Source organism: Novosphingobium sp. (assembly GCF_049240505.1).
Classification (GTDB): Bacteria; Pseudomonadota; Alphaproteobacteria; order Sphingomonadales; family Sphingomonadaceae; genus Novosphingobium.
The window spans coordinates 21474-32892 of sequence record NZ_JBMLSM010000170.1; the positions used below are offsets into that span (position 1 = coordinate 21474).

The 11419-nt window shown below is 63.1% G+C and carries 11 protein-coding genes and 1 pseudogene; 8 read left to right on the forward strand and 4 right to left on the reverse strand.

What is annotated here, in order from left to right:
* Nucleotides 1-81 precede the first annotated feature (81 nt).
* On the reverse strand, nt 82-1254 hold the full coding sequence (gene nhaA, locus ACOVQ0_RS13475; RefSeq protein WP_421885290.1) for a Na+/H+ antiporter NhaA: 1173 nt from the start codon (nt 1252-1254) through the stop codon (nt 82-84).
* A gap of 137 nt (nt 1255-1391) precedes the next feature.
* On the opposite strand from nhaA, the gene ACOVQ0_RS13480 reads away from it, so the two are divergent.
* From ACOVQ0_RS13480 to ACOVQ0_RS13500, 5 genes are all read left to right on the forward strand, one after another.
* Nucleotides 1392-2789 carry a glycosyl transferase family protein gene (locus ACOVQ0_RS13480; RefSeq protein ID WP_421885293.1) on the forward strand — a complete coding sequence of 466 codons (1398 nt, stop codon included), beginning with the start codon at nt 1392-1394 and terminating at the stop codon, nt 2787-2789.
* A complete protein-coding gene (locus tag ACOVQ0_RS13485) occupies nt 2789-3892 on the forward strand; it encodes a hypothetical protein (RefSeq protein ID WP_421885295.1) in 1104 nt (367 codons plus the stop codon). Before ACOVQ0_RS13480 ends, ACOVQ0_RS13485 begins: the two co-directional genes overlap by 1 nt.
* 99 nt (nt 3893-3991) lie before the next feature.
* Nucleotides 3992-4906, forward strand: coding sequence for a sulfite exporter TauE/SafE family protein (locus ACOVQ0_RS13490; RefSeq protein ID WP_421885298.1), 915 nt, complete (start codon nt 3992-3994; stop codon nt 4904-4906).
* 53 nt (nt 4907-4959) lie between these two features.
* Nucleotides 4960-5682 carry a TIGR02186 family protein gene (locus ACOVQ0_RS13495; protein WP_421885301.1) on the forward strand — a complete coding sequence of 241 codons (723 nt, stop codon included), beginning with the start codon at nt 4960-4962 and terminating at the stop codon, nt 5680-5682.
* A gap of 118 nt (nt 5683-5800) precedes the next feature.
* The gene (locus ACOVQ0_RS13500; RefSeq protein ID WP_421885319.1) at nt 5801-7501 is read left to right on the forward strand and encodes an ATP-binding protein; all 1701 of its coding nucleotides are present in this window, start codon (nt 5801-5803) and stop codon (nt 7499-7501) included.
* Here the strand turns inward: ACOVQ0_RS13500 and ACOVQ0_RS13505 are convergent, their stop codons facing one another.
* From ACOVQ0_RS13505 to ACOVQ0_RS13515, 3 genes are read right to left on the reverse strand one after another with little or no spacing between them, the layout of a single operon-like run.
* On the reverse strand, nt 7502-8947 hold the full coding sequence (locus ACOVQ0_RS13505; protein ID WP_421885304.1) for an MATE family efflux transporter: 1446 nt from the start codon (nt 8945-8947) through the stop codon (nt 7502-7504).
* 4 nt (nt 8948-8951) lie between these two features.
* On the reverse strand, nt 8952-9464 hold the full coding sequence (locus ACOVQ0_RS13510; RefSeq protein WP_421885307.1) for a YceD family protein: 513 nt from the start codon (nt 9462-9464) through the stop codon (nt 8952-8954).
* A complete protein-coding gene (locus ACOVQ0_RS13515) occupies nt 9461-9979 on the reverse strand; it encodes a ubiquinol-cytochrome C chaperone family protein (protein WP_421885309.1) in 519 nt (172 codons plus the stop codon). Before ACOVQ0_RS13515 ends, ACOVQ0_RS13510 begins: the two co-directional genes overlap by 4 nt.
* 188 nt (nt 9980-10167) lie before the next feature.
* On the opposite strand from ACOVQ0_RS13515, the gene ACOVQ0_RS13520 reads away from it, so the two are divergent.
* The 3 genes and pseudogenes from ACOVQ0_RS13520 to ACOVQ0_RS13530 form a co-directional block, all read left to right on the forward strand.
* Entirely contained in the window at nt 10168-10659 is a 492-nt protein-coding gene (locus tag ACOVQ0_RS13520) for an outer membrane protein assembly factor BamE (RefSeq protein WP_421885312.1), read from the forward strand.
* Between the two features lie 44 nt (nt 10660-10703).
* Nucleotides 10704-11261 (forward strand): ATP-dependent protease subunit HslV, encoded by a 558-nt coding sequence (hslV, locus tag ACOVQ0_RS13525; protein ID WP_421885316.1) that lies wholly within the window; start codon nt 10704-10706, stop codon nt 11259-11261.
* A pseudogene (locus ACOVQ0_RS13530) lies at nt 11261-11419 on the forward strand (HslU--HslV peptidase ATPase subunit); the annotation flags it as partial. The gene hslV and the pseudogene ACOVQ0_RS13530, both read left to right, overlap by 1 nt.

Sequence of the window (11419 nt, forward strand, 5' to 3'; positions counted from 1 at the left end):
CGGGATCGTTGAGCGGTCTATACGCCATATCGAGGCGAAGGTTTCACGCAGAGTTGTGGTTTGATTGATCGGATTTGTCGATCAGGCGCTGGATCTGGTGCTGCCTTTCAGCAAAGCTATGCCGGCCAGCGCGGCGATGATCGACCCGCCCAGAATGCCTAGCTTTGCCTCTTCGACCAGCAGCGGGCTTTGCGGGAAGGCAAGGCCTGCGATGAAGAGGCTCATCGTGAAGCCGATGCCGCAGAGCAGGGACAGGCCCCAAAGCTGGCGCAGCGTTGCGCCTTCAGGGCGGGCGGCCAACCCCAACTTTTCGGCCAAGACGATGCTGCCAAGAATGCCGACTTGCTTGCCCAGAACAAGGCCCAGCGCAATGGCGATGGGCAGGGCGAGTGGGCCGCCGTCGATGGAGCCAAGCGCTACACCGGCGTTGGCAAGGCCGAACAGCGGGACGATAAAAAAGCCGTTGGGGGCGACGAGCGCATGTTCGAGGCGGAGCAGCGGGCTGTCGTGCTTGTTGTTGAGCGCCAGCGGGACGGTGAGTGCGGCCAGAACGCCTGCGATGGTGGCGTGGACGCCGGAATGGAGCACGGCGTACCAGAGGACGACCGCGCCGATGATATAGGGCGCGAGCGCGCTTACCCCCATGCGATTGACCGCGACCAGCGCGATGAACACGGCGGCGGCGATGGCCAGCCACGTGAGATCAAGCCCGCTGGTGTAGAAGAACGCGATGACCATAACCGCGCCAAGATCGTCGACGATGGCGACGGTCAGCAGGAACAGGCGGAGCGAAGGGGGCAGGCCCTTTCCGGCCAGGGCCAGAACGCCGATGGCGAAGGCGATGTCGGTGGCGGAAGGGATCGCCCAGCCGCGATGCAAGGCAGGGTCGCTCCCGGCGATGGCGAGGTAGATCAGCGCGGGCACGGCCATCCCCGCAATGGCCGCGATCACCGGCAGGCGGCGGCGGCTGGGGCTGGACAGTTCGCCGTCGAGAATCTCGCGCTTGATCTCAAGCCCGACGACGAAGAAGAAGATCGCCATCAGCGCATCGTTGATCCACATGTGCAGGTTGTTCAGCTTGGCAACCGGCGTCCACGGCAGGGCGTGATGGAACAATGCGTGCCAGGGATCGTGCAGCGGTGAATTGGCGAGGATCAAGGCGATTGCGGCACAGACCATCAGCACGATGCCGGGGGCCGCTTCGTTGTGTTTCAGTTTGTACCAGATGCCTTTGCTTTCAGGCGATACTGCCATTTTCGAATTATCCCTTGGTTCCTGAACCTTGCCGAGCAGGCATAGCATGATCCTTGTGCCCAGCGCTGTCGGGCGCGTCAAACGGGGTCAGGTTCTTGCTGGCATGTCCGCCGATTTCCGGGCCATGCTCCACGACTTTGCAATGGCTTGCCGTTGCCGAGCATGAACTGCTGCTGTTTGCGGCAATCTGGTTTGCCGTGTTTGCCATCGATGAAATGCTGGTGGACCTTGCGTGGTTCCGGCTGCGGTTTTCGGGTGGCCTTCGGACAGAGCGGCTCTCCGCCCCGGAGCAGGCGGAACTGCACGGGATTGCGGCGGTGCTGGTTCCCGCGTGGCAGGAATCGGGCGTCATTGCCGAGATGGTGCGCCATTCCTTCAAATGCTGGCCGCAGCGCGATTTGCGGATCTATGTCGGCTGCTACCGCAATGATGAGGCGACGCTGGCGGCGCTGGTCGCATCGGGCGGGGACCGGCGGCTGCGCGTGGTCGTGCACAATGCCGACGGGCCGACGACCAAGGCCGATTGCCTCAACCGCATCTATCGCGCGGTGTGCGAGGATGAGCGGCGCGGGCGGCAGCGCGTGCGCGCGCTGATCCTGCACGATGCCGAGGATATGGTGCACCCTTCGGCGCTGACGCTGATGGACCGCGCGCTCGATCGGGTGGACTTCGTGCAACTGCCGGTGCGGCCCGAGCCGCAACCCGCTTCACGCTGGGTGGCGGGGCATTACTGCGACGAATTTGCCGAAGCCCACGCGCGCGACATGGTGGTGCGTGACAGTATCGGCGCGGCTTTACCCGCAGCAGGGGTAGGGTGTGCGTTTTCGCGCAGGGCGATAGACCGGATCATCGCGCGGCGGGCGAGCGTGCATCCCTTTGCCGCCGAGTGTTTGACCGAAGATTACGAGTGCGGCTTGCTCGTCAATGAAACCGGCGGACGATCAACCTTTCTGCGGATGCGGGACGAGCGGGGCGGGCTGATCGCCACGCGCGAGTTCTTTCCGGCGACGGTTGCGGCCTCGGTCCGGCAGAAGACGCGGTGGATACATGGCATTGCGTTTCAGGGCTGGGACAGGCTTGGGTGGAGCGCTTGGCCGGGGGGCGAGTTGTGGATGCGGGTGCGCGATCGGCGCGGGCCATTGGTGGCGCTGGTGCTGGCGGTGGCCTATCTGCTGGTGCTGATGTGGCCGGTGCTGCTGCTGCTCGACATGGCCGGCATGGTCGCACCCTTGCAACGTGATCCGTTGCTGCAAGGGCTGCTGGCGTTCAATCTTGTCAATCTGATCTGGCGTCTGGCCATGCGGGCCATGCACACTGCGCGCGAATATGGCTGGAACGAGGGGGTGCGCGCGGTGCTGCGCTTTCCCGTGGGCAATGTGATTGCGATCATGGCGACGCGGCGGGCGCTGGTGGCCTATCTGAAAGTGTTGATGGGTGGGCGGCTGTTGTGGGAGCACACTGTCCATCGGGTGCACGTGGCACAAGCCTGTTCGGGCGAAGGGTGCCAAGGCGCGGCTTTGCCGAATCCGGCCTGATGGCGGATGCGCTGACGGGCCGTCGTGGACAGCCGCTGGTGGCGCTTTGCCTGATTGTGATGGTCTGGGGCGGTGCGCGCACGGCAATGTGGCGTGGTGGCGCTTTGCTGCAGGAAATGCCCGCCAAGGCGCAGACACTGGGGGCGCTGCCCCTCCTTGTGCCGGGCGGGGGGCGGATAAAGTCTCAGGTCTTGTCTGCGAGTGTCGCAGCACCGGATCGAGGCGCACCCATAGCTCGGACAAGGGCTGCGCAGCACCAGCACAGGGAGGGTGGTGCTGGCGCATTGGAATGGCAATCGGACGTGGCAATGCTTGTTCCGGCCAGTCTGCTGCGACAGGTCAATCCTGCCCTTGCAGCGCCCCGCACCTCCGAAAGAGCCGCGCAAGCTGTGGTTGAACCAGACGCGGCCCTATCTGCCATTCCGATCAAGGACGACCCGCGCTGGAGTGGCGATAACTGGTTGCTGATGCGGGCCGGGAGCGGCGCAGCGGCGCAGGCGCCGGGCGCAGCGTCCTATGGCGCTAGTCAGGCAGGCGCGGTGGTGCGCTACCGGCTGGGGCGGGGCGATCTGCACGAAAGCTATGGTTATCTGCGCACGTCGCTGGCTATCAACGCGCCGGGAAGGGACAAGGAAGTGGCGCTGGGCTTTGGCTTTCGGCCTATATCGCGTGTGCCCTTGCGCGTTCTGGCCGAAGCACGGTTGCAGGATTCCAAAGGCAGCGCGATGCAGGTGCGGCCTGTGGCAACGGTGGTGACCGAACTTGCGGCTCAGCGGCTGCCCTTGGGCCTTACCGCCGAAGCCTACGGGCAGGCGGGCTATGCCGGAGGGCGTGGGGCAACGGCGTTTTACGATGTGCAGGCTGTGGTCGAGCGGGTTTTGCCTGGCGTTGGCGGACGCAATCGGGATTTGCGGCTGGGGGCGGGCGTGTGGTCGGGCGGGCAGGAAGGGGCGGTGCGGCTGGACATGGGGCCGCGCACTTCGTTCCGGCTCGATCTGGGAGATGCCAACCCTGCACGGGTGGCGCTTGACTGGCGCTTTCGCGTTGCAGGGAACGCCCGACCCGGCAGCGGTCCTGCGTTGACGATCGCGTCCTCATTCTGATTGCGCAGGTTGAATGCATAGGGCGGCACAGCTTTTTGCCGCAAAAGCAGATGCGCGGGGTTGCTGGCTGGCCACGGTCGGCCTAGCGTCTGGGGTGCAATGGATGTCTACCTTCCGATAGCAAATCTTTCCGTCAACGGACTGGTCATCATCGGCCTCGGCGCGCTGACGGGGCTGCTTTCGGGCATGTTCGGAGTGGGCGGCGGGTTTCTGACCACGCCCTTGCTGATCTTCTATGGCGTTCCGCCGACGGTGGCGGCGGCTTCTGCTGCCAGCCAGGTGACCGGTGCCAGCGTTTCCGGCGCTTTTGCCCATGCGCGGCGCGGCGGGATCGATTACCATATCGGCGCGGTGCTGGTGGCGGGCGGCGTGATCGGCACGGGGCTGGGATCTTTGCTGTTCCGCCTGCTGCAATCGCTGGGCCAGATCGATACGGTGATCAACATCCTGTATGTGCTGATGCTGGGCGGCATCGGCGGTCTGATGGCGCACGAAAGCATTACGACGCTGCGTGCGCAGAAATCCGGCCTGCCGCAGCCAGCGCGCAAACGGCGGCACCATCCGCTGGTGGCGAGCCTGCCGCTGCGCTGGCGGTTCTATCGATCTGGCCTGTACATCTCGCCGCTCGCGCCGCTGCTGCTGGGCATGGCGACGGGCATCCTGACTATGCTGATGGGTATCGGCGGCGGGTTCATCCTTGTGCCCGCGCTGCTGTACATCCTGGGCATGGGCGTGAACGTGGTGGTGGGCACATCGCTGTTCCAGATACTGTTCGTGACGATGGCGACGACGATGATGCACGCGCTGACCACGCGCGCGGTGGATATCGTGCTGGCTGTGATGTTGCTGATCGGTTCGGTGACGGGCGCGCAAGTGGGGGCGCAGTTCGCGCAGAAAGCAAAGCCTGAACATCTGCGCCTGATTCTGGCGGCGATCGTGCTGCTGGTGGCGATGCGGATGGCGCTTGGGCTGGGTTACCGACCCGACGAGATTTACACGGTCATTCCGCTATGATGGCGGCTCCAACTTTTGGCGGCAGGTTTCGCTTCCTCGCGCTATTGGCCTGCATGGTGCTGATGGGCGCGCGCGACCCGATCCTCGTGCCCGAAATCTCGCAACACGAAATTCAGGTGCGGCAGGGCTTTACCGGTGCGGACCTGCTGCTGTTCGGCGCGATCCTCAGCCCCGAAGGTAGCCGCGCGGCGCAGGAATACGATATCGTCGTGGTGCTGGAAGGTCCGGTGCAATCCATCGTCCTGCGCGAAAAGCAGAAGCTGGCGGGCATCTGGATCAATGCGGATTCGCTCGAATTCCGCTCTGCCCCAAGCTATTTCGCGGTGGCATCTTCGCGGCCCATTGCAAAGATCGTGGATGACAAGACGGCAGCGATCTACGAGCTGGGACTGAAATGGCTGCAGCTGTCGCCCATCGGGGTGATCGAGCCGAAAGAGCAGCAGCGCTTTTCGGCAGGGCTGGTCGATCTGATGCGTCGGCAAGGCCTTTATCGCGAGGAAGAAGGCAGTGTGAAGATCAGCGGGCAGGTGCTTTATCAGGCGCGGATCAGCCTGCCTTCGAGCGTGCAGACGGGAACTTATACGGCAGAAACGTTCGCCATTCGTGGGGGCAAGGTGGTGGCATCGGCGATCACCCGCGTCGAAGTGAACAAGCAGGGCTTCGAACGCTTCGTGGCCGTGGCGGCAGACCGCAACGGCTGGCTTTACGGCCTGTTCGCCGTGCTGGTATCCGTGGCGATGGGATGGGTTGCGGGACGACTGTTCGCGCTCGTCTGACCGTTTGGAATCCTACCGAAAATTTAGCCGATTTTAACCCTGTCCCGATATCGATAACCTTTGATGCCCTGACCGGCTGAGAATGCCTGGCGAAAAGGTTGGTTGCGTGATGTCCGATATGGGGAAGCAGACTTTCGTGATGCCGGAAGCTGCGGCAGAGGAGCAGATCGAAAGCAAACCTCTTTATGGCGTCACGCCGGATACGCCGCCGTCTGAAAATGCGCGCAAGCCGATTGGCTTTATCCGCGATATCGCTGGTTCCAGTTCGGCAATTGCGCTGGATCTGGTGCGCCTGGACGAATGCTCTGAAGATAGCGATCCGTCGATTGCGCTTTCGGGCAAGGTTGGCAGCCAGATCAAGATCCGCGTCGGGAATGCTTGGCTTCTGGCAAGCGTGCGCACCCAGCGGCAGGATACGTCGGTTCCTGGCGGCATCGTTGCGCAGATCGACTTTCTGGGCGAGGGCGACGAAGAGCGTCTGACGAAGCGCATTTTTGGCTTCCGGCGCGGCGTGACGCGCTTTCCGGTGCCCGGCGCGCTGGTCTATCCGGCAACATCGGCCGATTTGCGCCAGATCTATGCCAGTGACGGGCGTACCAACATTTCCATCGGCACGGTCTTTCCCACGCGCGATATCCGTGCCGGGGTCTATGTCGATGCGCTGCTGGGCAAACACTTTGCGCTGCTGGGATCAACCGGCACGGGCAAATCGACTGCCGCCGCGCTGATCCTGCACCGCATCTGCGAGATGGCACCTTCGGGCCACATCGTGATGGTCGATCCGCACGGCGAATATTCCGCTGCATTCAGGACGACGGGCCAGTTGCTCGACGTGTCGAACCTGCAAATGCCTTATTGGCTGATGAACTTCGAAGAGCATTGCGAAGTTTTCATCACCACGACCGGGCCGGATCGGCAGCTCGATTCAGATATTCTGGCCAAGTGCCTGCTGGCGGCACGCAGCAAGAACCGGCTGGCCGAACAGATCGGCAAGATCACGGTCGATTCACCGATCCCCTATCTGCTGTCGGATCTGATGATCATCCTGCAGAACGAGATGGGGCGGCTGGACAAGGGGACCAATTCGATTCCCTACATGCGCCTGAAGACCAAGATCGAGGAAATCCGCAGCGATCCGCGTTACCAGTTCATGTTTTCGGGCATGTTGGTGGGCGATACGATGGCGGAGTTCATCTCGAAGATTTTCCGTATGCCCGCCAATGGCAAGCCGATCTCGATCATCGACGTTTCGGGGGTGCCTTCGGAAATCACGTCAACGGTGGTGGCGGTGCTCAGCCGGCTCGTTTTCGACTATGCAATATGGGCGCGTGAAGAGGAAACGCGGCCCATTCTGCTGGTTTGCGAAGAAGCGCACCGATATGTGCCGAGCGAGAAGAACTCCGATGGTTCTTCGGTGGGGCGCATCCTTTCGCGCATCGCCAAGGAAGGGCGCAAGTATGGCGTTTCGTTGGGGCTGATCACACAGCGGCCTTCGGACCTTGCCGAAGGGGTGCTGTCGCAGTGCGGCACGATCATCTCTATGCGCCTGAACAACGACCGCGACCAGGCTTTCGTCAAGGCGGCGATGCCCGAGGGCGCGCGGGGGTTTGTCGATACTATCCCGGCGCTGCGCAACCGTGAGTGCATCATATCGGGCGAGGGCGTTTCGATCCCGATGCGCGTAGCCTTTGACGATCTGGATGCGATGAAGCGTCCGGCTTCGAACGATCCATCGTTCTATGAACTCTGGAGCAAGAGCGGCGGTGAAGAACGCGCGGTTGAGCGCACCGTCCAGCGTTGGCGCGCCCAAAGCCGATAATCAGAGCGAGGGTGCCATCCGGCCTGCGGTGTCACCATCGGCGTGGGTTTCTTCTTCGCACTCTTCCGATGGGACGGCGCGCGCCTTCTCGCGCCACTCTGGGCGGCGATAGGCCCATAGCGACAGCGCGACGGCCACAAGCGAACTGACCGGAAAGGCCAGCCAGAGGGCATCTGCGCCGAGGCGGGGATAGAGCGCATAGTAGAAGCCGAGGCGCACCGGGTAGAGCACAAGCGACAGGATGATCAGCGGTGTCCACACCACGCCGCCTGCGCGCATCGTGCCGAACAGGACGATGGTGATGCCGAACAGCAGGTAGCTCCAGCTTGCGAGAAACTGGATGTGGCGCGCTTCATCCACGGCAGGACTGCCGGCGCCGAGAAACAGTTCGAGCGCGGGACGATCGAACAGCAGGATCAGCGCGCAGAGCAGGCCGGTGACAGTGAGATTGAGCGCAATGCCCGAGCGGGTAATGCGGCCAAGCCTGTCGTTCAAACCGGCACCGATGGCTTGTGCCGCCATCGCGCTGACGGCAGCGGAAATCGCCATCGCGGGCATCTGCAGATAGGTCCACAGTTGGAGGGCCGCGCCATAGGCAGCGCTGACGAGCAGACCTTCACGGTTCACAAGCCCGATCACGATGATGCCCGCTGCCGAGATCACCAACATCTGCGCGCCCATCGGCAGGCCTTTGGTCAGGATGTAGCCCAGCTCGTCACGGCGGGGCCAGAGCCACGCCAGTTCCGCGCCGCGCAGGCGCAGCGGCAGATCCTTGGCGTAGACATAGCCCACGATGCCGATCATCGAGACGAACGAGGCGATGGCGGTGGCGAGAGCGGACCCGGCGATACCCATCGCAGGCACCGGGCCGAAGCCCCGGATCAGCAGCGGGTTCAGCGCAACGTCGAGCACCACCGACAGGATCATGAACTTCAGCGGCGTGGCGGCATCGCCCCCGCCGCGCAGGCCCATTGCCAGCATGACCGTGACCATTGAGGCAGGCATCGCCACGAAGATCACCCGCAGATAGGTGAGCGCAAGACCGAATGTCTCGCCCGGCGCGGCCATTGCCCTCAGCAGTTGGGGTGCGAAGATCCAGCCGAGCGAGCCGACCACCAGCGAGAGCAGCACGCAGAACCCCACGGCCGAGCCGAACGTGCGCCGCGCGGCCAGCACGTCACGCGCGCCAAAAGCCTGCCCGATCTTGACCGTGGCCGCCATGCCGAAGCCGAACGCGGCGGCAAAGACCAGAAACATCACGACGTTGGCGTTGGCGGTGGCGGCGAGTGCGCCTTCGCCCAGCATCTGCCCGACCCAGATCGAATTGATCGAGCCGTTCAGCGATTGCAGGATGTTGGAGGCCAGCGTCGGCGCGGAAAACAGCACCAGCGTCTTGAGGATCGGACCGCTGGTCAGATCGCGGCCACGGCCCGGGGGTGATGCCAAAGGATCAGTCCTTTTTAAGGGCGGCGAGCGCGGCGAAGGGGCCGGAGGCCACATCACCGCCGAGATTGTGTTCGACCCGCGCCCTGTCGGCGTCAGGCCCTTCGGCGAAAGGATCGATGGCGAGTGCGAGGCTTTGCGCCACCGCCTCGCCCAGATCGAAGGTCATGCCTTCGTATTCGATCTCGTCACAATCGTCTGCGGTGATTTCGACTTCCTCGTCAGGCGCGTGATTTTCACCGGGGGGGACAAAACGCAGGGCGATCGGTTCGCTGATCTTTTCGGGGAAGTCCTCACCCGAAATTGCGCAGGCCTGCACGATGCTGGCAGTGAGGTGGCCTTTGGCCTCGACCTTGTGCCCTTCGACCGAGAGCCGCAGTTCGGCGCGCATGGCGTCGATCGAAGAAATGCCGAATCGGCCTGCGAGTCGGCGGCGCTCTGCATCGTCCGGCACCAGGACCAGCGGTTCTTCGGTGATCTGGCGGATGTCGATGACGTGTGAAAATTCGAAATTGCTCATTTGCCAATCTCCGCATCGAGAACGCGATAGGCGGGCACGAGGTCCAGCCCGGTGGCAAAAGCGCGCGCGCGGCGGGCCACGAGCAGCGGGTCGGTGCTTTCGTGCAGGCTGACATTGCGGGCCACAGCTTCGGCCATCACGGCTTCATCCGAAGACTTCAGCCCTTCGCGATAGGCACCGAGGCGACCGCCCAGCACGCTCATCAATTTGCCCATGCGCTTGCCCACCACCAGATCGCCCACCCCGCTTTCGCGCAACTGGCCGTCCATATCATCGACGAACAGCTCGGTAAGGCGCACGGATGGTTCGATCAGTTCGGCATCGCGCTCCATGCGGATCAGCACGATGGCAAGGATCAGCGTGATCATGTCGAACCGACCGGCCACGGTGTCGGCCACGCCGCAATCCCTGTACCATTCCTTCTCGCGCGCGATTTCGACCGTGCGGTGCCACAGGGGGCGAGCGACGGCGCGGTCGTCATCCTTGCGTCCGAACAGCTTTCCCAAGAACGACATTGCGCGATTCCTATATCCTGCCCGTTCAGGGGCTATTAAATCTGTACCGTTCAGCAGGCACATAGCAGAGCCGGTGCGGGCGGCATTGCGGTAATCCCGATTGGACCCTAAGGGTCCGCCAGATAGTGGCTGTGCATTCCCGATGCAAACGGGCATGACACGGCAAGACTGAAGAGCGGAGTTTGCGAATGCGGAACATGCGGCTGATGGTGCAGGGTGCGAAGGTGCTTGCGCTCGGCGTGGCTGCGGCAGGATGTTCCAGCATCAAGGACCATCGCGGCTATATCGTCGATGAAGTGCTGGTTTCTTCCGTGCAGCCCGGTGTGGACAACAGGCAGTCGGTCGAACGCACGCTCGGCCGTCCCACGTTCACCAGCCCTTATGGCACGCAGACGTGGTACTACGTTTCGCAGAACACCGAACAGAAGCCGTTCAACCGCCCGCGCACCAAGGATCAGAACGTGCTGGTGGTGAATTTTGACGGCAAGGGCAACGTCGCTTCGCTAAGCCGCGAAGGGATGGAAAAGGTAGCGCGCATTTCCCCCGAAAGCGACAAGACTCCGACGCTGGGTCGTGACCGGTCGTTCTTCGAGGATCTGTTCGGAAATATCGGCGCGGTCGGCGCGATTCCGGGCGGGCAGGGACAGGCTCCGGGCGGCACTGGTCCGAACGGGAGCTGATCGCAGCCGCTTGAAATAGTCGCCGCGCGCCACATATCGCGGCGATGGACGATAGCAGGGCGAGCCACGGCCTTATCCAGTGGCACGGCACCACCATCATCGGGGTGAAGAAGAACGGCCGCACCGTCATTGCCGGTGACGGGCAGGTTTCGATGGGCAACACGGTGATGAAGCCGAACGCCCGCAAGGTGCGCCGGATCGGCGAGGGAAAAGTGATCGCCGGGTTTGCCGGGGCGACTGCCGATGCCTTCACCCTGTTTGAACGGCTGGAGCGCAAGCTGGAGCAACACCGGGGCCAGTTGATGCGCGCCGCTGTGGAACTCGCCAAGGACTGGCGCACCGACAAGTACCTGCGCAATCTTGAAGCGCTGATGATCGTGGCCGATGCCGAGACGATGCTGATCCTTACAGGCAACGGCGACGTGCTGGAGCCGGAAGGCGGGATTGCTGCCATCGGTTCTGGCGGCAACTATGCGCTGGCGGCCGCACGCGCCCTTACCGATTACGAAGACGATGCCGAAAAGATCGCCCGCCGCGCCATGCAGGTGGCCGCCGAGGTTTGCGTCTTTACCAATGACCGCGTGACGCTGGAAGAAATCTGATGCTCGATTCCCTGACACCCAAGGCCATCGTTCGCGCGCTGGATGAACATATCGTTGGCCAGACCGATGCGAAGAAGGCCGTTGCGGTCGCGCTGCGTAATCGCTGGCGGCGGCAGCGCTTGTCTGCCGATCTGCGCGATGAGGTTTCCCCGAAGAAC